Source organism: Pseudomonas sediminis, assembly GCF_002741105.1.
Classification (GTDB): domain Bacteria; phylum Pseudomonadota; class Gammaproteobacteria; order Pseudomonadales; family Pseudomonadaceae; genus Aquipseudomonas; species Aquipseudomonas sediminis.
The window spans coordinates 322154-344449 of the sequence record NZ_NIQU01000004.1 but is presented as its reverse complement, the minus strand read 5'-3'; the positions used below and the strand labels follow the sequence as shown (position 1 = coordinate 344449).

The 22296-nt window shown below is 63.4% G+C and carries 22 protein-coding genes; 14 read left to right on the top strand and 8 right to left on the bottom strand.

Annotation, left to right across the window (positions count from 1 at the left end; translation table 11 throughout):
- Nucleotides 1-162 precede the first annotated feature (162 nt).
- Nucleotides 163-966 carry a 2,5-didehydrogluconate reductase DkgB gene (gene dkgB / locus CDO35_RS12220; protein WP_099525003.1) on the top strand — a complete coding sequence of 268 codons (804 nt, stop codon included), beginning with the start codon at nt 163-165 and terminating at the stop codon, nt 964-966.
- 110 nt (nt 967-1076) lie between these two features.
- On the opposite strand, the gene CDO35_RS12215 is transcribed toward dkgB, so the two are convergent.
- A complete protein-coding gene (locus CDO35_RS12215; protein ID WP_099525002.1) occupies nt 1077-1820 on the bottom strand; it encodes an SDR family oxidoreductase in 744 nt (247 codons plus the stop codon).
- 282 nt (nt 1821-2102) lie between these two features.
- Between CDO35_RS12215 and CDO35_RS12210 the strand changes: the two genes are divergently transcribed.
- From CDO35_RS12210 to CDO35_RS12195, 4 genes are all read left to right on the top strand, one after another.
- Nucleotides 2103-3833, top strand: coding sequence for a cation:proton antiporter domain-containing protein (locus CDO35_RS12210; protein ID WP_099525001.1), 1731 nt, complete (start codon nt 2103-2105; stop codon nt 3831-3833).
- Between the two features lie 175 nt (nt 3834-4008).
- Nucleotides 4009-4416: a hypothetical protein gene (locus tag CDO35_RS12205; protein WP_099525000.1), complete on the top strand. Its 408-nt coding sequence runs from the start codon at nt 4009-4011 to the stop codon at nt 4414-4416.
- 126 nt (nt 4417-4542) lie between these two features.
- Complete coding sequence (locus CDO35_RS12200) at nt 4543-5985, top strand: SulP family inorganic anion transporter (RefSeq protein WP_099524999.1); 1443 nt, start codon at nt 4543-4545, stop codon at nt 5983-5985.
- A gap of 180 nt (nt 5986-6165) precedes the next feature.
- Nucleotides 6166-7665 (top strand): YdgA family protein, encoded by a 1500-nt coding sequence (locus CDO35_RS12195; RefSeq protein ID WP_099524998.1) that lies wholly within the window; start codon nt 6166-6168, stop codon nt 7663-7665.
- Between the two features lie 178 nt (nt 7666-7843).
- Here CDO35_RS12195 and trpA read toward each other — a convergent pair whose 3' ends face one another.
- A complete protein-coding gene (gene trpA, locus CDO35_RS12190) occupies nt 7844-8653 on the bottom strand; it encodes a tryptophan synthase subunit alpha (RefSeq protein WP_099524997.1) in 810 nt (269 codons plus the stop codon).
- Nucleotides 8650-9864, bottom strand: coding sequence for a tryptophan synthase subunit beta (trpB, locus tag CDO35_RS12185; RefSeq protein WP_099524996.1), 1215 nt, complete (start codon nt 9862-9864; stop codon nt 8650-8652). The genes trpA and trpB overlap by 4 nt, the downstream gene beginning before the upstream one ends.
- Before the next feature lie 124 nt (nt 9865-9988).
- On the opposite strand from trpB, the gene CDO35_RS12180 reads away from it, so the two are divergent.
- From CDO35_RS12180 to CDO35_RS12155, 6 genes are all read left to right on the top strand, one after another.
- The gene (locus CDO35_RS12180; RefSeq protein WP_099524995.1) at nt 9989-10867 is read left to right on the top strand and encodes a LysR family transcriptional regulator; all 879 of its coding nucleotides are present in this window, start codon (nt 9989-9991) and stop codon (nt 10865-10867) included.
- A gap of 74 nt (nt 10868-10941) precedes the next feature.
- Nucleotides 10942-11448, top strand: coding sequence for a sigma-70 family RNA polymerase sigma factor (locus CDO35_RS12175; protein WP_099524994.1), 507 nt, complete (start codon nt 10942-10944; stop codon nt 11446-11448).
- Nucleotides 11445-12386, top strand: coding sequence for a FecR domain-containing protein (locus CDO35_RS12170; protein ID WP_099524993.1), 942 nt, complete (start codon nt 11445-11447; stop codon nt 12384-12386). The genes CDO35_RS12175 and CDO35_RS12170 overlap by 4 nt, the downstream gene beginning before the upstream one ends.
- Before the next feature lie 96 nt (nt 12387-12482).
- Nucleotides 12483-14891 carry a TonB-dependent receptor gene (locus tag CDO35_RS12165; protein WP_099524992.1) on the top strand — a complete coding sequence of 803 codons (2409 nt, stop codon included), beginning with the start codon at nt 12483-12485 and terminating at the stop codon, nt 14889-14891.
- A 123-nt stretch (nt 14892-15014) separates the two neighbouring features.
- Nucleotides 15015-15230 carry a dodecin gene (locus tag CDO35_RS12160; protein ID WP_099524991.1) on the top strand — a complete coding sequence of 72 codons (216 nt, stop codon included), beginning with the start codon at nt 15015-15017 and terminating at the stop codon, nt 15228-15230.
- Nucleotides 15231-15339: 109 nt separating this feature from the next.
- The gene (locus tag CDO35_RS12155; protein WP_099524990.1) at nt 15340-15921 is read left to right on the top strand and encodes a hypothetical protein; all 582 of its coding nucleotides are present in this window, start codon (nt 15340-15342) and stop codon (nt 15919-15921) included.
- A gap of 21 nt (nt 15922-15942) precedes the next feature.
- Here CDO35_RS12155 and CDO35_RS12150 read toward each other — a convergent pair whose 3' ends face one another.
- The 4 genes from CDO35_RS12150 to CDO35_RS12135 form a co-directional block, all read right to left on the bottom strand.
- Nucleotides 15943-17172: a nucleoside recognition domain-containing protein gene (locus CDO35_RS12150; protein ID WP_099524989.1), complete on the bottom strand. Its 1230-nt coding sequence runs from the start codon at nt 17170-17172 to the stop codon at nt 15943-15945.
- A gap of 158 nt (nt 17173-17330) precedes the next feature.
- Complete coding sequence (locus tag CDO35_RS12145) at nt 17331-17792, bottom strand: inhibitor of vertebrate lysozyme family protein (protein ID WP_099524988.1); 462 nt, start codon at nt 17790-17792, stop codon at nt 17331-17333.
- Nucleotides 17793-17802: 10 nt separating this feature from the next.
- On the bottom strand, nt 17803-17967 hold the full coding sequence (locus CDO35_RS12140; RefSeq protein WP_017676339.1) for a DUF1328 domain-containing protein: 165 nt from the start codon (nt 17965-17967) through the stop codon (nt 17803-17805).
- A gap of 19 nt (nt 17968-17986) precedes the next feature.
- Nucleotides 17987-18184 carry a hypothetical protein gene (locus CDO35_RS12135; RefSeq protein WP_099524987.1) on the bottom strand — a complete coding sequence of 66 codons (198 nt, stop codon included), beginning with the start codon at nt 18182-18184 and terminating at the stop codon, nt 17987-17989.
- 374 nt (nt 18185-18558) lie between these two features.
- Between CDO35_RS12135 and CDO35_RS12130 the strand changes: the two genes are divergently transcribed.
- The gene (locus tag CDO35_RS12130; RefSeq protein WP_017676341.1) at nt 18559-18963 is read left to right on the top strand and encodes an acyl-CoA thioesterase; all 405 of its coding nucleotides are present in this window, start codon (nt 18559-18561) and stop codon (nt 18961-18963) included.
- 66 nt (nt 18964-19029) lie between these two features.
- Here the strand turns inward: CDO35_RS12130 and CDO35_RS12125 are convergent, their stop codons facing one another.
- Nucleotides 19030-20130 (bottom strand): TRAP transporter substrate-binding protein, encoded by a 1101-nt coding sequence (locus CDO35_RS12125; RefSeq protein ID WP_099524986.1) that lies wholly within the window; start codon nt 20128-20130, stop codon nt 19030-19032.
- A gap of 244 nt (nt 20131-20374) precedes the next feature.
- Here CDO35_RS12125 and CDO35_RS12120 point away from each other — a divergent pair, with 244 nt between their 5' ends.
- Both CDO35_RS12120 and CDO35_RS12115 read left to right on the top strand, forming a co-directional pair.
- The gene (locus CDO35_RS12120) at nt 20375-20920 is read left to right on the top strand and encodes a TRAP transporter small permease subunit (RefSeq protein ID WP_099524985.1); all 546 of its coding nucleotides are present in this window, start codon (nt 20375-20377) and stop codon (nt 20918-20920) included.
- Nucleotides 20913-22289: a TRAP transporter large permease gene (locus CDO35_RS12115; RefSeq protein WP_099524984.1), complete on the top strand. Its 1377-nt coding sequence runs from the start codon at nt 20913-20915 to the stop codon at nt 22287-22289. The genes CDO35_RS12120 and CDO35_RS12115 overlap by 8 nt, the downstream gene beginning before the upstream one ends.
- Nucleotides 22290-22296 lie beyond the last annotated feature (7 nt).

Here is a 22296-nt window from a genome sequence, read left to right as displayed (position 1 = left end):
TTCCGCATGAGTCTGGCGCGGATACTGCTCCCCAGCAAGCCTGTCTGCTGCTCGCCCTTTATCTCGGGCCTGCAACTTTTACCCGTTGAGTCAGGCCGAATCATTCAGTCCCTGCCGGTCTGCTGATCGGCCATCCATTCACGACCTGTGAGGATCTTCGTCATGAAATTCATTCCCCCCTTCGGCCTCGGTACCTTCCGCCTCAAGGATCAGATCGCTATCGACTCGGTGCGTACGGGTTTGGAACTGGGTTACCGGCATATCGACACGGCACAGATCTACGGCAACGAGGCCGAGGTCGGCCAGTCCATCGCCGCCAGCAACGTGGCGCGGGATGAGTTGTTCGTCACCACCAAGATCTGGACCGAGAACCTCGGCAACGGCCGAGTGGTTCCCAGTCTGCAGGAGAGCCTGCAGCGTCTGGGCCTGGAGCGGGTCGATCTGACGTTGATCCACTGGCCGTCGCCGAACGATGAGCTTCCCGTCGCGCAATACCTGGGTGAGCTGCTGGAGGCCAAGCGCCAGGGGCTGACGGCAGCGATTGGCGTGTCCAACTTCACCATCGTTCATTTGCGCGAGGCCATCGATGCGGTGGGTGTGGAGGAGATCGCCACCAACCAGGTGGAAATCCATCCGCTGCTGCAGAACCGCAAGTTGGTGGAGTTCGCCCGGCAGCAGGGCATCCACCTCACCGCCTACATGCCGCTGGCCTACGGCAAGGTGTTGGCCGAGCCGGTGATCCAGCGTATCGCCGCTGCCCACGGCGCTAGCCCAGCGCAGGTGGCCCTGGCCTGGTCGCTGCAGCAGGGCTATGCGGTGATTCCGTCCTCGACCAAGCGTGAGAATCTGGCGGCCAATCTGGCCGCTGCCGAATTGCGTTTGAGCGAAGAGGATATGGCCGCCATCACCACTCTGGAGCGTGGCGAGCGCGTCGCCAACCCGGGCTTCGCGCCGCGCTGGGATTGAGCACTCGTACATTCGTACGGATTGCCAGCGGTGCGCAGGCCGCACCTGCCTGGCGCCGGACACCTAGGGTGCGCCGTGCGCACCGGGTATGCAGGGATAGTGGCTGTGCCTCAACGCCCGCCGGCGATATCGATCAGCGCGCCGGTGGTGTAGCTGGCTTTGTCACCGAGTAGCCAGACGATGGCTTCGGCGACTTCCTCGGCGCGGCCGGCGCGGCCCAGCGGTGTCGCCTTGCCCAGGCGTTCGGCGCGATCCGGCTGGCCGCCGCTGGCGTGAATCTCGGTATCGATCAGCCCCGGGCGCACGGCGTTGACCCGTACACCCTCGCCGCCCAACTCCTTGGCCAGGCCGCGGGTCAGGACATCCATGGCACCTTTGGCGCCGGCATAGTCGACGTATTCGAAGGGTGAGCCAAGGCTGGCGGCTACCGATGACACCAACACCATCGATCCCCCGTCCCCACCGCGGCTGCGGGCCATGCGTCGGGCGCCCTCGCGTGCGGTGAGGTAGCTGCCCAGTACGTTGACCTCGAACATACGGCGCAACCGCTCGCTGCTCATGTCCAGCAGCGGCATGGGCGGGGCGACGATGCCGGCATTGACCACCAGGCCGTGCAGCGGACCGAATTGATCCATGGCCTTGAACAGGCGCAGCACGTCCTCTTCATTGGCGACGTCGCCAGGCAGCGCGACGGCCTTGCCGCCCATGGCCTCGATCTGCGCCACCACCTCATCGGCGGCGGCACGGTCATTGCGGTAGTTCACGCCGACTGCCCAGCCGTCAGCGGCAGCCAGCAGGGCAGCTGCGCGACCAATGCCTCGGCTGGCGCCAGTGATTAGCAGGTTCTTGCTCATGGCTGGACTCCTTTCTTGTGCTTGTATCCAGGTTGCCGGATATCCGCCGGGCCCGCCATGGCATGAGTCTTCCGATGAATGGCGTGCGTGGCAGCAGCGCGTCTAAGACGGCCGCTGCAGTCATCCAGTCAATACTTTGCACAACACTGCCTGAATGAATAGCCGAGTGAAAAAATTGGAGAGTTGAAAGCGTGATATAAGACTCGCTTCTTATTCTTTAAAGAAATATATGGCCGCGGCGCAGGTGCAGTGGCAGGCAAACTCGATTCAGCAGGAGGTGCGATGGAGCACAACATATCCCTCATCACCATGTTGGCCGGTGGCTTCGGCCTGGCTCTGATCTTTGGCTTTATCGCAGAAAAGCTGAAGCTGCCGGCGTTGGTGGGTTATCTGTTGGCGGGTATCGCGCTGGGTCCGGCGACCCCTGGTGTCGTTGCGGACATGGAACTGGCCCCGCAGTTGCTCGAGATCGGTGTGATGCTGCTGATGTTCGGCGTCGGTTTGCATTTCTCCCTGAAAGACCTGTTGGCGGTGAAGAAGATCGCACTGCCGGGCGCGGTCGTGCAGATGAGCATGGCCTCCGTGCTCGGTCTTGGTGTCGCCAGTTGGTGGGGTTGGACTTTCGGCGAGAGCCTGTTGCTCGGGCTGTCGCTGTCCTGCGCCAGCACCGTGGTGCTGCTCAAGGCATTGGAAACGCGCGGCATCACCGATTCGATGAATGGCCGCATCGCCGTAGGCTGGCTGGTGGTGGAAGACCTGGCCACCGTACTGGTATTGGTACTGCTGCCGCCACTGGCTGGCATGCTCGGCGGCAAGGTAGTCGGTGCCGATATCGGCACGCCGCTGTGGCAGGTGCTGGGCATGACGCTGCTGCAGGTGGCTATTTTCATCGCACTGATGCTGGTGGTCGGGCGCCGCGTGCTGCCCTGGTTGCTACTGCAGATTGCCAAGACCGGCTCGCGCGAGCTGTTCACACTGTCCGTGGTTGCCGCCGCCATTGGCATCGCCTATGGCGCAGCGGTGCTGTTTCATGTGTCTTTCGCGCTTGGCGCCTTCTTCGCGGGTACGGTGATGCGCGAGTCGGATCTCTCGCACCGTGCGGCTGAAGAGTCGCTGCCGCTGCGTGATGCTTTCTCGGTGCTGTTCTTCGTCTCGGTTGGCATGTTGTTCGAGCCGGCCGTGCTGATCGAAGAGCCGCTGCGTGTTCTGGCCGTGGTGGCCATCATCATCGTCGGCAAGGGCCTGGCAGCTGCGCTACTGGTTCTGGCTTTCCGTTATCCCCTGAGCACCGCCCTGACCGTGGCGGCGAGTCTGGCGCAGATCGGCGAGTTCTCCTTCATCCTCGCTGGGCTGGGCAAGGACCTGGGCCTGCTGTCGGCTGAGGGCATGAGCCTGGTGCTGGCTGGCGCGCTGATCTCGATTGCCCTCAATCCGCTGGTGTTTGCCTGCATCAAACCGATCAAAGAGCTGGCTCTGCGACGTTCAGCTCTGGCTCGACGCCTTGAGTTCCGTGAAGACCCGCTGGCGGTGCTGCCGGCCAGCACCGAGCGCAAGTACCTCGAGGGGCAAGTGGTGGTGGTTGGCTACGGCCGAGTCGGCCGACGTATTACCAAGGCCTTGCTGGAGCGCGGCATTCCTTTCGTCGTGGTCGAGCAGAATCGCGAGCGGGTCGAGCAGATCCGTGGTCAGGGCATCGCCGCGGTCAGCGGTGACTCGGCCGAGCCGGGTACGCTGATCCAGGCGCACATCGCCAAGGCATCGATGCTGGTGATCGCCACGCCCGATCCGCTGAACGTGCAGCGCATGGTCGAAACTGCGCGGGCGCTGAACCCGCAGGTAGAAGTCGTGATCCGTACGCACAGCGCCGATGCGGTGGAAATCTTCCGCCGCGAAGGTTTCGGCGAGGTGTTCTTCGATGAGGAAGAACTGGCACGCGGGATGAAGGACCACGTCCTTTCCAAGTTCGCCCCGGCTCAGTCGCACGCAGAGCAAAGCCCGGCGCACGGTCACTGACAGGCGATGATAAAGCCGCTGGAGGACGACCCTTCAGCGGCTTTTTCGTGGCGATTGTCCGGTGATCGACGAGGTGGCATCTGCGTCATCCGTGCCCACAAAGCACCTGAAAGTCAGTAGCATCTGCGCCGCTCGTTCGCTGTGAGCGTGCTCCATTACCTGATAAGGAAATCCCATGAGCAAACTGCTATTCGTCTCCCTGCTTGCCGTTGCCTCGAGCGCGAACGCCTTGGCCAACGCCGCCAAGGTCGATAGCCAGGAGCAACTGCTCGGCATCTGGGCCATGACACCGCTGAACAATGGCATCGCCAACGTGGTGGAGTTCAAGGCCGATGGCAAGAGCGACCTGCATCCGTTCAATTGCGCAGAGCCGGGCGATCGGGAGGTGGAAGTCTCTGACTATCGCCTCAGCGAGGATGGCCAGACGATCCACATCACCTCGCCCTACCAGAGCTTCGATCTGCAGGTACTGGCGTTCAATGCCAAGACCATGGAGCTGGGCATGGAGATCGAAGGCCACAAACTGAGCTTCTCCTACGTCAAAGGCGACAAGATCGAGCCGCTGTGCGCCTTGTATCGCTGATTCTGGCCTGATCGGCCGTCTGCCGCGCAAGGCCAGCCCTTGCGCGGCAGAACTCAGCGCAGGTGCATGACGGCGGTGGGCTCGGGCGTTACCATGCGCGCCCCTTCTCCATCCGCTTACCTCGCCATGAAACCCGCCTCCCTACGCGCTGACCTGCTGGCCGGCCTGACTTCGTCCTTCGCCCTGGTGCCCGAGTGCATCGCCTTTGCCCTGGTAGCCCAGGTCAACCCGCTGATGGGCCTGTACGGCGCCTTCATCATCTGCAGCCTCACCGCCCTGTTCGGTGGCCGGCCGGGGATGATTTCCGGCGCCGCCGGCTCGATGGCGGTGGTGATCGTCGCCCTGGTGGTGCAGCACGGCGTGCAGTACCTGCTGGCCACAGTGCTGCTCGGTGGCCTGATCATGCTGGCGTTCGGCTTGCTGCGCCTGGGCAAGCTGATCCGCATGGTGCCGCATCCGGTGATGCTGGGTTTCGTCAACGGCCTGGCGATCATCATCGCCCTGGCCCAGTTCGAGCACTTCCAGCATGACGGCCACTGGCTACAGGGCAACGCGTTGTACCTGATGCTCGGTCTGGTGGCGCTGACCATGCTCATCGTCTACCTGCTGCCGCGCCTGACCCGCGCCGTACCGCCGGCGCTGGTGGCGATCCTCGGCATCGGTGCGCTGGTCTATCTGCTGGATCTGCCCACGCACACCCTGGGCGACATGGCGCAGATCGCCGGCGGACTGCCGAGCCTGGTGCTGCCGGACATTCCCTGGACGCTGGACACCCTGATCATTATCGCCCCCTACGCCGTGTTGATGGCCCTGGTCGGCCTGCTGGAGACCCTGCTGACCCTGAACCTCACCGACGAAATCACTGCCACGCGCGGCCACCCGGATCGCGAATGTGTCGCCCTCGGCGCGGCCAACATGGTTTCCGGCGCATTCGGCGGCATGGGTGGCTGCGCGATGATCGGTCAGACCGTGATCAACCTTGGCTCCGGCGGCCGCGGGCGACTGTCCGGCGTGGTCGCCGGGGTGATGATCCTGCTCTTCGTGCTGTTCCTCTCGCCGCTGATCGAGCGCATCCCGCTGGCGGCGCTGGTCGGCGTGATGTTCGTGGTGGCGCAGCAGACCTTCGCCTGGGGCTCGCTGCGCGTCGCCGGCAAGGTGCCGGCGAACGATGTGCTGGTGATCGTCGCGGTGACCGCCATCACCGTCGCCACCGACCTGGCTACCGCCGTGCTCTGCGGTATCGTCATCGCCGCGCTCAACTTCGCCTGGCAGCACGCCCGTGAACTGTATGCCGACAGCGATATGCAGGCCGACGGCAGCAAGCTCTACCGCGCCCACGGCACCCTGTTCTTCGCCTCCTGCACCACCTTCCTGGCGCAATTCGAGCCGGCTGATGACCCGCAGCAGGTAACCCTAGACTGCCGCCACCTGAGCTTCGTCGACTACTCCGCCATCGCTGCGCTGAAGACACTGCGCGAGCGCTACGAGCGTGCGGGCAAACATCTTCGTGTGGTGCACTTGTCCGAGCGCTGCAAGCAGTTGCTCAAGCGTGGCGGCTCGGAGCACTGAGTCGCTGAACGACCGACCGGGCGTGGCCGCAGAATCGACGCCTGGCGGCAATTGCTGCCAACTGTGATCGCTATCACCTCACCCTGTGGAGTGGTGGCAATGCGCCTGTTAAGATCCGCCGCCCAACGCAAAATCGGTCGACAGGACGCGCCCGTACGGCCACACACGCAAGGACTCAGCATGAACAAGATCACCCTGGCCATTGCCATTCCCCTCGCCATCGTCGGCGCCTCCGTTGCCGGCGCCTGGTACACCGGCACGCTGGTCGAACAGCAACTGCACGCTGCCATCAGCCAGGCCAACGCCTCGCTGGCGCAGGAGGCACCGTACCTCAAGGGCCAGATGCAACTGGTCGAGTTCGAGCAGGGCATCTTTTCCAGCCGTGCTCGCTACACCCTCAGTTTTTCTGTCGACGCCGACGCGGCGCCGCTGACCCTGGCCTTTAGCGACAACCTCGAGCACGGGCCGTTTCCGCCCTCGCGGCTGGCAGCCGGCAAGCTCGCCCCGGTCATGGCGCAGAGCCACTTCAGCCTGGAGCAGAATGAGCTGACCGCGCCGCTGTTCGAAGCGGCCGGTGGCAAATCGCCGCTCACCGGTGAAGTCGCGCTGAACTACGACCAGAGCCAGAGTGGTCGCATCGACTTGGCTGCGCTGCAGCACACTCACGCCGCAGGCACCCTGCGCACGTCCCCGGCCAGCATGGACTTCAGCGGCTCCAGCGACAGGAAGCACATCAGCGCCAGCGGGCAGTTGGCCGAGATGGATTTCAACTTCGCCGAGAGCGACAGCGGTGGTCCGGTCAGCGTGCAGCTGCGTGACCTCAGCCTGCAGGCCGACAAACAGGAAAACGCCAACGGCTTTGCCTTGGGCCCCAGCTCGGCCACGATCAAGCGCGTGACGATCCAGTCTTCGTCGGATCAGCAGATCGAACTGCAGGACGCAGTGATCGAAGAAGCCCTGACCCAAAACGGCAGCAGCCTGGATCAGACCGTCGCCTATCGCGTTGGTCTGGTGCGGGTGCAGGAGCAGAGCGTTGGCGGCGTGAAGCTGGCCGTCAGCGCCCGCCACCTCGACGAGGTCGCGTTCAAGGCGCTCAAGGACGCCTATAACCAGCTGTTACTGAGCAGCTTGGAAGGCCAGGAGGCCGGCAGCGACACCGAGGAAGAATTCAAAGGTCTCGCCCTGGCCCTGTTGGAAGGTGCTCCGGTGCTAGCCCTGGACGAGTTCTCGCTGAACACTGCCAGCGGCGAAGGCAAGGCCGCGTTGTCGTTCAGCCTGCGTAAGCCGGCAGAAGATGCCAGCAGCCCGCAGGAAATGGCACAGAGCGCACTGGCTACGCTGCAGGCCGATATCAAGCTGGACAAGGCGGTGATCAGCGACCTGGCTACGGTTCAGGGCACTCTGGAAGGTGCAGCCAGTGGCGATGTCGACTCGCAAGCCATTGCCCAGCAGGCGCAAATGATGACCGAGATGTTCAGCGGCATGGCGCTGGCCTCGCAGTGGGTAGTGGAAGATGGCAATGCCCTGCGCGGCTCGCTGGCCTACGCCGATGACAAGGTGACCTTCAATGGCAAGGTCATGAGCGTGCAAGAGTTCATGGCCTTCGCCATGGGCAGCGCTCCGGGCATGACTGGCCTGGAGGACGATGACAGCGAGTTGGAGCAATACGGCCTGGAATAACCCCGGCCCACCCACAAACGCCCGCTAAATGCGGGCGTATGCTTTTTTCTTTCATCAGACAATTCCCGGGGATCGCTGCGCTCGCTCAAGGCCGCCGAGTCATAGGCGCGAGATGCATACGAAAAAGCCGCTGACAGATTGCTCCGTCAGCGGCTTTTTTCGTATGCCAGAGAGCGGGTCAGCGACGCGCGCCACGCACCCCTTCGGCCAGCTCGCGGCACAGGCCGAGCACGCCGTCGATGGCCTGCTGCGGGCTTTTCGCCTCGGCGATCTTGTCGATCAGTGCCGAGCCGACCACCGCGCCTTCGGCGCGCTTGGCCACTTCGGCGGCGTGCTCCGGAGTGCGAATGCCGAAGCCGATGCACACCGGCAGGTCGGTGTGGCGACGCAGGCGCGCCACGGCTTCCTCGACGTGATCCATGGTCGCCGCACCTGCACCGGTGACACCCGCGACCGACACGTAGTAGACGAAGCCGGAGCTGCCAGCCAGCACGGTGGGCAGGCGGTCGTCGTCGGTGGTCGGCGTGGTCAGGCGGATGAAGTCGATACCCGCGCTCTGCGCCGGCTCGCACAGCTCGTCGTTATGCTCCGGCGGCAGGTCGACCACGATCAGGCCGTCGACACCGGCCTCTTTGGCGTCGGCGATGAAACGCTCGACGCCGTAGACGAAGATCGGGTTGTAGTAGCCCATCAGCACCAGCGGCGTGCTCTGGTTGCCTTGGCGGAATTCACGAACCATCTGCAGTGTCTGCTGCATGCCCTGCTTGCCGGCCAGCGCGCGGATGTTGGCGAGCTGAATGGCTGGGCCGTCGGCCATCGGATCGGTGAACGGCATGCCCAGTTCGATCACGTCGGCGCCAGCGTCCGGCAGGCCCTTGAGGATGCTCAGCGAGGTGGCGTAGTCGGGATCACCAGCGGTGATGAAGGTCACCAGCGCGGCGCGGTTTTCCGCTTTCAGTTCGGCGAAACGGTTCTGCAGGCGGCTCATGCGTGCTTCTCCTGGTTGTCCTGCATGTGGTGCATCACGGTCTGCATGTCCTTGTCGCCACGACCGGACAGGTTGATCACCATCAGGTGATCCTTGGGCAGCTTCGGTGCGCGTTTGAAGGCTTCGGCCAGTGCGTGGGCGCTTTCCAGGGCCGGGATGATGCCTTCCAGGCGGCAGCAGTGGTGGAAGGCTTCGAGGGCTTCGTCATCGCTGATCGGCACGTATTCGACGCGCTTGATCTCGTGCAACCAGGCGTGTTCCGGGCCAACGCCGGGATAGTCGAGGCCGGCGGAAATCGAGTGGGCATCGGTGATCTGGCCGTCCTCGTCCTGCAGCAGGAAGGTGCGGTTGCCGTGCAGTACGCCCGGCGCGCCGCCAGCCATGCTCGCCGCATGCTTGCCGGTGTCGACGCCATGGCCAGCCGCCTCGACGCCGACGATCTGTACGCCTTGGTCATCGAGGAACGGGTGGAACAGGCCGATGGCGTTGGAGCCGCCGCCGATGCAGGCCACCAGCGAGTCGGGCAGGCGCCCTTCCTTCTCGAGAATCTGCTCACGCACTTCGTTGCCGATCACCGACTGGAAGTCACGCACCATGGCCGGGTACGGATGCGGGCCGGCGGCGGTGCCGATCAGGTAGAAGGTGTTGTGGACGTTGGTCACCCAGTCGCGCAGGGCCTCGTTCATGGCGTCCTTGAGGGTACCGGTGCCGGCGGTGACCGGGATCACCTCGGCGCCGAGCAGTTTCATGCGGAAGACGTTGGCCTGTTGGCGATCAATGTCGGTGGTGCCCATGTACACCACGCACTGCATGCCGAAGCGCGCAGCCACGGTGGCGGTGGCCACGCCGTGCATGCCGGCGCCGGTCTCGGCGATGATGCGCTGCTTGCCCATGCGCTTGGCCAGGAGGATCTGGCCGATGCAGTTGTTGATCTTGTGCGCGCCGGTGTGGTTCAGGTCTTCGCGCTTGAGGTAGATCTTCGCTCCGCCGAAGTGCTCGGAGAGTCGCTCGGCGTAGTACAGCGGGCTGGCGCGGCCGATGTAGTCGCGCTGGAAGTAGGCCAGTTCTTCGAGGAAGGCCGGATCGTTCTTGGCCTTCTCGTATTCGGCGGCCAGCGAGTTGATCAGCGGCATCAGGGTTTCGGCGACGAACTGACCGCCGAAGCGGCCGAACAGGCCGCGAGCGTCGGGGCCGGTGCGAAATGAGGTCATGGCGTGCTCCTTGTCGACAGCACTGGGCTGGCAGGGCGAGTGGGTGATGGGGCCATTCTACCGCTGGCCGACGCGGTGAAAAGCGATTAGATTGCAGTAACACGTCAGAAAAAGTCACATAACCATGAGCCGAGAACTGCCCCCGCTCAACGCTCTGCGCGCCTTTGAGGCCGCCGCACGCCTGCAAAGTATCAGCAAGGCAGGTGAGGAGCTGCATGTCACCCACGGTGCGATCAGCCGGCAGATTCGTGCCCTGGAAGAACAGCTCGGTGTTAGCCTGTTCGACAAGGACGGGCGTGGCGTAAAACTCACTGATGCCGGCTTGCGCCTGCGTGATGTCACCACTGAGAGCTTCGAGCGTCTGAGTAGCGTTTGTGCTGATTTGCGCCGTGAAACCGAAGAGCGCCCCTTCGTCCTTGGCTGCCCCGGCAGCCTGCTGGCGCGCTGGTTCATCCCGCGCCTGGATCGCCTGCAGCGCGAGCTGCCCGAACTGCGCCTGCAACTGTCGGCCAGCCAGGGCGAGCTGGACCCGCGCAGCGCCGAGGTGGACGCCACTCTGCTGTTTGCCGATCCGCCGTGGCCGAGCGACATGCAGGTCTTCGAGCTGGCGCCCGAGCGTATCGGTCCGGTACTCAGCCCGCGCTATGCCAACCACGCGCAGTTGAGTTCGGCCACCGCCGATGCGCTATACGCTGAGCCACTGCTGCACACCACCTCGCGCCCGCAGGCCTGGCCGCAGTGGGCCCGTGCCCAAGGGCTGGCATCCGAGCGACTGCAGCAGGGCCAGGGTTTCGAGCATCTCTACTATCTGCTGGAGGCTGCCGCTGCGGGTCTCGGTGTGGCCATTGCGCCGCAAACGCTGGTTGCTGACGACCTGCGTGCTGGCCGCCTGTTCGCGCCCTGGGGCTTCGTCGAAACCACGGGCTGCCTGGCGCTGTGGACGCGTCGCGCCGACCCCCGCAGCGAGCGCCTGGCGCAGTGGCTGAGGCGCGAGCTGACGTAGCGCCGGCGGTGTTGCCAAGTCGATGAGGTACGGATGACAATGCAATTCATTGTCATTTGATATGAAATCGCGCTATGCCCGCCGACGCCCAGGTGCTGCACACCCTCTACCGTGACCATCACAACTGGCTGCAAGGCTGGCTGCGTCGGCGTCTGGGCAACGGCTGCGATGCCGCCGATCTGGCGCAGGACACTTTCGTGCGTCTGCTGCGCGCCGGCAATGCGGCGAGCATTCGTGAGCCACGTGATTACCTGGCCACCGTGGCGCGTGGGTTGATGGTCGATTTCCTGCGTCGGCGCTCGTTGGAGCAAGCCTATCTCGAAGCGCTGGCCAATCAGCCGCAGGCCGAACACCCCAGCGCCGAGCATCAGGCGCTGCTCCTCGAAGCGCTGATGGAGGTCGACCGCCTGCTCGCCGGCCTCGGCCGCACGGTGCGTGAGGTATTCATCCTGTCCCAGCTCGACGGCCTCACCTACGCGCAGATTGCCGCGCGGCTGGGTATTTCCCTGCGCAGCGTGAACACCTACATGGCCCGCGCCGTGGAGCATTGCTGCCTGCTGCAGGCAGGCTGGCAGCCGTGACCGAGGCGCAGCGCGCGGCGCTCAAGGCCGCCAGCAGCTGGTACGCGCGGCTGTGCGCCGGCGACAACGATGCCCATGAGCAGCAGGCCTGGCAGCGCTGGTACGACGCCGACGAGCTTCATCGCCAGGCCTGGCAGCAGATCGAGCAACTGCGTGAACAACTGGGCCTGCTGCCCGGCCCCATTGCTTCGTCGACCCTGCGTGGCGTCGACCATGGCCGGCGCCACCTGCTTGGCAGCCTGGCGTTGGTCGGCCTGGCGCTGCCGCTGGGTTGGTTCGCCTGGCACAGCGATACGCGGCGCTACTGGCTGGCCGACTACCGCAGTGCCGTGGGTGAGCGCCGCCAATGGCAGTTGAGCGATGGCAGCCAGCTGATGCTGGGCACGGCCAGCGCCGCGCAATGGCATGTCGATGGGCAGCGCCGCCTGTTGCGCCTGGTCAGTGGCGAGGCGCTGATCCAAAGCCTCGACGAAGCCCGCCCCTTGCTGGTGGAAACCCGTCACGGCGTGGTTCGCAGCGAGGGCGCGCGGTTCTGCGTGCGCAGCGATGAGCAGGGCTGTCGCGTTGCGGTGCTGGAGCAGCGGGTGGAGGTCGCGCCGCTGCGGCATCTGCAAGCCATGCAGACGCTGCTTGCCGGGCAGCAATTGCATTTCGATGCCGAACGACTCGGGGCGCCGCGTGCCAACGATGCCGCCACGACGGCCTGGACGCAGGGCAGCCTGATCGCGCTGGATCAGCCGCTGGGTGAGGTGATCGCCGAACTGGCGCGCTATCGCCATGGCGTGCTGCGTATCGACCCGTCCCTGGCCGGGTTGAAGGTGTCCGGCAGCTTCCCGTTGGCCGATACCGATCGTGCCCTGGCGGCACTTGAACACAGCTTCCCGCTGCGTGTGGTTAGGCGCAGCGATTACTGGGTAACGCTGGTGCCAAAGGTTTAATTAGCAAAAATATTCATTGTCGTTTGCACTTTTTTCTCGACTGGATCGGCCCTCCTGACATCTCGGCTACAGGCCTTTCGTTCTCAGGGGAAATCCATGCGTCAACCTCGCTGCAACCTGCATTCGCTAACCCTCGCTGTGCAAACTGCCCTGCTCTGTTCCGGCCTGGCGCTGGCCGTGCCGCTGGCCAGCGCTGCACCCGCCGAGCCTGCCGTGCAGACACAGGTTTTCGACATCGCTGCCGGCCCGCTGGCCGAGGTGCTCAACCGTTATGCCAGCGCCGCCGGCGTGGCGTTGTCGTTCGATGCCAGCGCGCTGCAGGGGCAAAGCAGCCCGGGTCTGCAGGGCCCCTATCAGGTCGAGGATGGCTTTGCCCGTCTGCTGCAGGGCAGTGGCTTGCGCGCGGTGCGCCAGGCCGAGGGGGTCTACGGCCTCGAAGCGCTGCCCGCGCCAAGTAAGCTGGGTAGTGATGTGTTGCAGCTGGAAGCGATGACCGTCAGCACTCTGCGCAGTGACAGTGCAGTGGGCGAGACCACGCAGCGCGTGACCGTCATCGATCGCCAGCAGATCGAGCAGCAGCTGGCGCTGAGCAGCGACCCAGGGCAGGTGCTGAGCAACCTGATTCCGTCCTACTCGCCGAGTCGGCAGAAGATGTCCAATGCCGGTGAGACGCTGCGTGGGCGCACCCCTCAGTTTCTTGTCGACGGCGTGCCGCAAGCCAGTTCGATCCGCAACGACGGGCGCAGCAGCTACACCATCGACCTGGCACAGATCGAGCGCATCGAGGTGATTCATGGCGCCTCGGCCGAGCACGGCGGCGGCGCCACCGGCGGCATCGTCAACTTCATCAGCCGTCGGCCTGAAGGTAACGGCGTCAGCCAGCACGCCGGGGTCAGCCTGGAGAGCGACGACCGCTTCAGCAAGGATGGCCTGAGCTACAAGATGAACTACCGGTTCAGCGCCCAGCAGGGTAACTGGGAGACGCTGTTTGGTGCCACCTGGCAGGAGCGCGGTGCGTTCTACGATGCCAACGATGAGCTGATTGGCGTCGCCTACCCGGGCGAGATCCAGGACACCCGCGACCACGATCTGATGTTCAAGCTCGGCTACTGGATCGACGAGGTGCAGCACCTGCAATTCAGTGCCAACCATTACGAGCTCAAGGGCAACAACGACTACGTGCCGGTACTCGGCAACCGCGCCGCCGGTATTCCCACCACTGCGCGCAAGGGCGATCCGCAGGGCGACCCTGCGTTCAACGAGAACCGCCAGTACACCTTCAGCTACAGCAATCAGGACCTGTACGGCAACGTGCTCGACGTGCAGCTCTATCACCAGCGCTACCGTGGCCAGTTCGGCGCGTTGATCTCAGCGACCTTCCAGGACCCCAGCATCGCGCCGGTCGGCACCCTGTGGGAGCAAAGCCGCAGTGACTCGGAGAAGTGGGGTGGCAAGCTGACCCTGCGCCGCAAAGGCCTGTTCGATGGTCTGCTGGATCTGACCGGTGGCGTCGACCTGATGCGCGACAAGGGTGAGCAGGTGCTGGTACAGACCAATCGTAGCTACGTGCCGCCGTCCACCTACGACAACCAGGCCGGCTTCCTCCAGGGCGACCTGCACCTGACCGACAAGCTGACCCTGATGGCTGGCGTGCGCCGCGAGCACTCCGAGCTCGACGTGGATGACTTCCGCACCGTGTGGGGCACCAACAACGCCGGTGGGGTGAGCGTCACCGGCGGCAAGGTGTCGTTCGGCAAAACCCTGAGCAACTACGGCTTCACCTATCAGGCCACCGATTGGGCACAGCTCTACGGCGGCTACTCCGAAGGCTTCGGCATGCCTGACATCGGTCGTGTGCTGCGCGGGCTGGACGAACCGGGGCTGGAGGTGGAAAGCCTGCTGGAGCTGGAGCCGATCGTCACCCGTTCGCGTGAAGTGGGCCTGCGTCTGAACTTCGACCGCGTGGACATGGAACTGAGCTATTACGAGTCCTTCTCCAGCGTCGGCGAGCGCCTGTCGGTAAACAGCGACGGCAACTACATCGCCAACCGCGAGCGAGTGGAGATCCAGGGGTACGAGCTGACCGGCAACTGGCATATCGATGACCGCCACAGCCTGCGCGGCAGTTACGCCCACAGCCAGGGTAAATCCGACACCGATGGCGACGGCAAGGTGGATACTCGCCTGACCGGCCTGAACATCTCGCCGGACCAGTACAGCCTGGGCTGGCAAGCCAACTGGAACGACGACTGGTCGAGCTACCTGCAATACAACTACTACGTCAGCCGCAGCTTCGACGACCCGCGCCTGGAATTCGATGGCTACGCCCTGCTCTCCGCCAGCGTCAGCCGCCGCCTGCCGGTGGGTAGCCTGTCGCTGGGCATCGACAACCTGCTCGACGAGGACTATTTCACCTACTACTCGCAGTCGGCACGTATCGCCAACGACTACAACTTCAAGGGGCGTGGGCGCACCTTCACCCTGGGCTACCAGGTGGACTTCTGAGGCCAGCCCAGGCGCTGGAAAGCCCGTGGCGGCTTTCCAGCAGGCCGGATAAGGGTGCGACAGATGACACTTCTACGGGGCGGGCTAGTCTGAACAAGAACCTTCACCACTCAGGAGTCCGTCATGTCCACTCACCACACCTACAAGAAGATCGAGATCGTCGGCTCGTCGCGCACCAGCATCGAGGAAGCCATCGAAAATGCCCTGGCCGAATGCGCCAAGAGCGTGCGCAACATGGACTGGTTCGAGGTGATCGACACCCGTGGCCATATCGAGAATGGCAAGGTGGGGCACTATCAGGTCACGCTCAAGGTCGGCTTTCGCCTGAGCGGTAGCTGACAGGCACTCAGGCGCAAGGCTGTGGCACCGCGCACAGCGACGAGGGCTGTCGCTGGCGAGGTGTGCTCGGTTCGGGCAAGCTGCGCGGGCCAATTCAGGGAGGAATGCCATGTTCAGACTCGTGCTGCTGCTCAGCCTGCTCGCACTCGCGGGCTGCGTCGACAACGAACCGCCTCTCGCCGAGGAGCGCCGACTGCTGCTCAGTGGCGAGGATTTCGCCGCTTACGAGGCCCCGGATGAGGGGCGCTACGAGAAGTTGGTGACCTACGCTGCGCGCAGCATCGACCTCAGTTTCGAGAGCGAGGGCAGCGACTGGTTCTACCTCTACAGCGGTGTCTCTCTCTACCCGCGCGCCGGTGATGCCTTGATGACCAGCTACGCCGAGACGTTCGGCGCCTCGTTCGGCCTGCGTGACAGCGGGTTGGTGCAACAGGATCTGCCGCTGGACACCAAGCTGGCCAGCCGCGCCAGCCTCAAGCTGCTGACCCAGGACGGTGAGCCGGTGGGCAACCTGTTCTATGCCACGGTCGGCAACAAGTCGATGTTCACCATTTTCACCGGGGTGTACTTCGAACAGGCCGAGGACTTCGAGGCATTCATCGCGCCCAAGCTGTTGGCGTTGCGCGAATACCAGCACAGCGATCCGTTGCTGAGCTGGGCGAGCGACAAACTGGGGTTTGGCGCCGACTGAGCGGCCCTGACTTCGCAGCGATTAGCCGAAGAACCAGTAGCACACGCCGATGGCGGCGATGATCCCGGCAGCATCGGCGACCAGGGCGCAGCCCACGGCGTGGCGGGCGCGCTGCAGGCCGACCGCCCCGAAGTACACCGCCAGCACGTAGAACGTCGTTTCGGTACTGCCCTGCACCGTCGCCGCAACCAGCGCCGGGAAGCTGTCGACGCCGAAGTTCTCCATGGTTTCGATCAGCATGGCGCGTGCGGCACCGCCGGAGAAGGGTTTCATCAGCGCAGTGGGCAGAGCATCGACGAAGCGGGTATCCCAGCCCAGCGCTTCGATCAGCCAGCGAATGCCGTCGAGGCCGAAATCCAGCGCGCCGGATGCGCGCAGAACGCCGATGGCGCAGAGCATGGCGACCAGATACGGCAGCAGGCTTTTGGCCACGTCGAAGCCTTCCTTGGCACCGTCGATGAAGCTCTCGTACACCGCCACCTTGCGCAGCGCGCCAACCACCAGAAACATCAGGATCAAGCCGAACAGGGTGAGGTTACCGAGCAGCGATGACAGCGCCGCCAGCGCCGTGGCGCTCATGCCGGCGAGCAGGGCCATGAAGCCGCCGAGCAGCAGCGCGGTAGGAATCAGGTAGGCCAGCACCACCGGGTCCCACAAACGCAGGCGTTGCATCACCGATACCGCCAGCAGGCCTGCCAGGGTCGACGCGCTGGTCGCCAGCAGGATCGGCAGAAATACCAGGGTGGGATCTTCAGCACCTTGCTGCACGCGGTACATGAAGATCGATACCGGCAGCAGGGTCAGTGAGGAGGTATTGAGTACCAGGAACAGGATCTGTGCATTGCTCGCCGTGGTGGCGCTGGGGTTGAGATCCTGCAAGGCGCGCATGGCCTTGAGACCAATGGGCGTGGCTGCATTGTCCAGACCCAAGCCATTGGCGGCGAAGTTCATGCTGATCAGCCCCAACGCTGGATGGCCGCGTGGCACTTCAGGCATCAGGCGGGCGAACAATGGGCCCAGCATGCGTGCGAGCAGATCGACCAGCCCGGCCTTCTCGGCGATGCGCAGTAGCCCCAGCCAGAGTGTCAGGGTGCCGAACAGCACCACCATCAGCTCCACCGAGAGCTTGGCCATGGCGAACAGGCTTTCGACCATGGCGCCGAATACGGCTGCATCACCGCCAATCAGCCAGCGTGCCAGAGCGGCAGCGGCTCCCAGCAGAAAAAAGCTCAGCCACAGGCCGTTGAGCATTGCGATCCCCCTAGATTGGCAAGCGAAGCCTTCCCTGATCGCCTTCTCCCTGAGGAAGAAGATGGCGCAAAGCGCCAGATGAAGGAGGGCATGCCGTTATGGCGGGGGATGATAACGTGCCGGCGGTGTCTGTGGGACAGCCGGCAAACTGCCGTCACTCAATACCAGTTGGGATCGCTGCGCAGCTGTTCCATCAGCATCTGCTGGATTTCCTCGTCCGGCTCGCCCAGCCAACGCAGGCTGGCATGCTCGCTTGGCGCGCGGTCTTCCGGCAGGCCATCCGGTACCTGCACATACAGCGCGTAGGCATCGTCGTCTTCCCATTCGAAGGCGACATAGGCGCGCTGATTGAAGCATCTGTTCGCTTCGCAGATCTGGCCAACCAGATAGCGATCGCTATCGGCTTCCACTGTCTGCATGGGAGTGGACAGGCCGCTGAGGTTGATCAGCCAGTCCGGCAAGCGCTCTTCGTTCTTCACCAGATCCTGCCAGGCTTCACGGTACTCGGTGTTGCTGGTGAGCAGCTCGCCTGGATGGAAACTGGCGTCGCGGTCGGCGGCCTGAGCCGCCAGGGCGCCGCCCATCAGCAGGGCGGCGGCAATGGCGTGGATCGATTGCATCTATGTCTCCCTAGAGGCGCGGGCGGCGGCCCATGACAAACGAGACGATGAACAGCACCAGGAACACCACGAATAGAATCTTGGCGATACCTGCAGCGGTGCCGGCGATACCACCGAAGCCCAGTACTGCGGCGATGATGGCGATGATCAGGAAAGTGACTGCCCAACTAAGCATGGTGTTTCTCCTTGATGGATCAGTGGGTAATGGCCCAGGCAGGCCAGGGGTCTTGCGCGTTGCTCGGGTCCACAGGCTGGGGCGCGGCGCCCGTAGGCAGCTCCAGCTCGGCGGTATTGCGGCTTGCGCACAGGGTCTGGCCAATCAGTACAACGCTTGCGAGCGTCAGACTGAGCAGAAGCAGCAGGGTGGCGAGCACCAGAGCAACTATCCACATGGCGGTTCTCCTGTTGCGTGGGAGGCGGATGGCTCGGGTGTGTGGCATATCCGTCTCTTCCTTATTTCTGCATTGCAACCGGTACATGACCAGTTACGTACTAGGAGTAGTGCAGCACCCGTGCCAGACTTTTTGTTTACTAAAAGTCCTTTAAAATCATTCTCTTACGATTTAGTGATGGCGTTTTGTGGTAGGCATACTGCCCGAATGAGGTTTGCCGGGTCGTGCGTTTTGCCCGACCGGGCATGGGCTGTGGCGTTTTGCGCCCCGCCAGAGTGGTCGCCCGTCGACTGCACAGTCGGTATACTCGTTGCGCCCGTGTGCCATGCGGGTTCCGCGCCCAGAACAACAACCGCGCCGCGAGTCTCGAACCGATGAACGACTACGAACAGGAAGACCCGATTCCCCAGGGCGACCTCGCTCTGCAGATCACCGCGTTGCCGCGCGAGACCAATGGTTTCGGTGATATCTACGGTGGCTGGCTGGTGTCGCAGATGGACCTCGCGGGCACCGCGATGGCGAGCAAGGTTGCAGGTGGCCGCGTGGCGACCGTCGCCATTGATCGCATGGCCTTTCTGGTTCCGGTATCGGTGGGCGCGCAGCTCTCGTTCTACACCCAGGCGCTGGAGATCGGCCGCAGTTCGATTCAGATGATGGTCGAGGTGTGGAGCGACGATCCGCTGTCCAACGAGTGGCGCAAGGTCACCGAAGCGGTATTTGTGTTTGTCGCCATCGACGGCAGTGGCCGCACTCGTCCGGTGCCGCCGCGTCGAGGCTGACCGCTTTCTGAATTGCAGTAACGAAAACGCCGGCTAGAAGCCGGCGTTTTGTTTTGCCCTGAGCGGTCAGCCGCGGATGTTGTAGATATCCTTCTCGTTGCTTTCCGCGTATTCGTACAGGCGCTTGAGATAGGCCTTCTGATGTTCCCAGACTTTGGTTGCCGCCGGATCGGCCGCAGCGCTGGCATCGACTACCTCGGCAGCCACTTCCTTCAGGCGTGCCAGGACTTCGTCCGGCAGGCGGCGAACTTCCACGCCGTCGGCCTTGAGCTGCTCCATGGCCTCCATGTTCTTGGCGTTGTAATCGTCGAGCATGTCGCCGTTGACGTCACGAGCAGCCGCGCGAACGATGGCTTGCAGATCTGGCGGCAGGGTTTCCCAGGCCTTGATGTTGACGTCCAGTTCGAACAGAACGCTCGGCTCCTGCCAGCCCGGGGTGTAGTAGTACTTGGCTGCTTTGTGCAGGCCGAGGGCCAGGTCGTTGTATGGGCCGATCCACTCGGTGGCGTCGATGGCGCCGGTCTGCATGGCGGTGAAGATTTCACCGGCCGGCATGTTGACCACGGTACCGCCCATCTTGGTCAGCACTTCGCCACCCAGACCCGGGGTACGCATCTTCAGGCCTTTGAAGTCGTCGACCGAGTTCATTTCCTTGTTGAACCAGCCGGCGGTCTGCACGCCGGTGTTGCCGCAGGCCATCGGCAGTACGCCGAACGGTTTGTAGACCTCTTCCCACAGCTGCTGACCGCCGCCACGGTGCAGCCAGGCATTCATTTCCTGGGCATTCGGGCCGAACGGCGAGGCGCAGAAGAACTGAGCCGCCGGCACCTTGCCTTTCCAGTAGTACGGCGCACCGTGACCCATCTCGGCGGTGCCGCGAGAGACTGCATCGAATACTTCCAGGGCCGGTACCAGTTCACCGGCTGCGTATACCTTGACCTTCAGGCGGCCGTTACTCATTTCATCGACCAGCTTGGCGAAGCGCTCGGCCCCCACGCCGACGCCCGGGAAGTTTTTCGGCCAGGAGGTGACCATCTTCCAGTTGAAGGTCTGAGAACTCGAACCCTCTTGAGGTGCTGCGGCGCTTTTGGCTTCTTCTTTACAGCCAGCCAGTGCGGTTGCTGCAAGGCCTACGCCCGCTGCGGCGAGTATGTCGCGACGTTTCATGCAATGCTCCTTCTTGTTGTATTGGTCTTACCACGGGATCGCCGAAGGCAGACCGGGCGTGAATAACATAGGGGGTCGTGACCTACAAGCCTAGCTACTACGACTAAAGTTGTACGGGCATTGCTGCAATACTAGTAGCCTGCATAGAATCGCCGGCCTGCGGCCCATAAGGACGCGGGCGGCGTGATATGCAGCCAACAGGTTTGCTGTCCTGTCTCCTACTCATAACGATAAAGGACTCACTATGTCCGACAAGCCTTCATTTCCCCTCGCTCTTGCATATCTGATCGATGCGCTGAACAGCTGGTTCGGCAAGGCCTGCGCCTGGCTGACGGTATTTTTGGTAATCGGTACAGCCATCGTCGTGGTGCTGCGCTACGGTTTCGGTATCGGCGCGACTGCCCTGCAGGAAGCGGTGCTGTACGCTCACGCACTGGTGTTCATGGGCGCAGCGGCCTGGGTGCTGCAACGCAACGGACACGTGCGTGTGGACATCTTCTACCAGAAGTTCAGCGGCCGCCGTCAGGCGCTGGTCGAGATCTTCGGTAATCTGCTGTTCCTGCTGCCAGTCGCGCTATTCCTCGGTTGGGCCAGTTGGGATTACGTCAGCAACTCCTGGTCGACTTTCGAAGCGTCCAGCGAATCTGGCGGCCTCAAGTTCGTCTACCTGCAGAAAAGCATCATCCTGGTACTGGTCGTCAGCCTGGTACTGCAAGGTATTTCCAATCTGATCAAGGCAATCTACGTCTTCAGCGGTCGCCTGCCAGCTCCGGAGGTGAAACATGGCTGAGTTGATGGCGATTCTGCTGTTCGTCAGTATTTGCGTGGCCTTGATGGCCGGCTTCCCGGTAGCGTTCACCCTGGCTGGCGTTTCTCTGCTGTTCGCCGCCATCGGTGTCGTCACGGGCACCTTTGATCCTGGTTACCTCAGCGCCCTGCCGAACCGTCTGTTCGGCATCATGAACAACCAGACGATGCTCGCCGTGCCGCTGTTCGTGTTCATGGGGGTGATGCTGGAACGTTCACGGGTGGCCGAGGATCTGCTCGAGTCCATGTCGCGTCTGTTCGGCACCCTGCGTGGCGGCCTGGCCATCTCCGTGTGCGTGGTCGGTGCCCTGCTCGCTGCTTCCACCGGTATCGTCGGTGCCACCGTGGTGACCATGGGCCTGCTGGCACTGCCGACCATGTTGCGCCGTGGCTATGATCCGGCCATTTCCACCGGCACTCTGGCTGCTACCGGCACCCTGGGGCAGATCATTCCTCCGTCCATCGTGCTGGTGCTGCTGGGTGACGTGATGTCCAGCGCCTATCAGCAGGCGCAGCTGAAGATGGGCATCTTCTCGCCGAAGACCGTCTCGGTTGGCGACCTGTTCGTCGGTGCTCTGCTGCCCGGTCTGTTGCTGGTCGGCCTGTATATCGTCTACATCATTGCCGTCGCCATCCTGCAGCCGAAGAAACTGCCGGCGCTGCCGCAAGAAGAGCTCGGCCCTATCGAGTGGGGCAAGCTGGGCAGGGCGTTGATTCCGCCGCTGATCCTGATTGGCGCGGTACTGGGCTCGATCCTGGCTGGCTACGCTACGCCGACCGAAGCAGCAGCGCTGGGCGCCGTAGGCGCGATGCTGCTGGCCTTCAGCAAGGGCAAGCTGAACTTCGGCCAGCTCAAGGAGGTGGCCTACGGCACCACCGAAATCAGTGCCATGGTCTTCATGATCCTGATCGGCGCGTCGCTGTTCTCCCTGGTGTTCCGCGGCTTCGGCGGTGAGGCGCTGATCGAGGACGTGTTCGCCCAGCTGCCAGGTGGTGTGCTCGGTGCGTTCTTCCTGGTGATGGTGGTGATCTTCCTGCTCGGCTTCATTCTCGACTTCATCGAGATCACCTTCGTGGTGGTGCCGATCGTCGGGCCGGTACTGCTGGCCATGGGGCTCGATCCGATCTGGCTGGGCGTGATGATCGCACTCAACCTGCAAACCTCCTTCCTCACTCCGCCATTCGGCTTCGCGCTGTTCTATCTGCGTGGCGTGACACCGGCGAGCATTCCCACCAGTACCATCTACAAAGGTGTGGTGCCGTTCATCCTGATCCAGATTCTGCTGCTGGTGATCGCCTATATCTTCCCAGGGCTGATCACTTGGCTGCCGGAGCAGGTCTACGGCAAGTAAGTCTCGC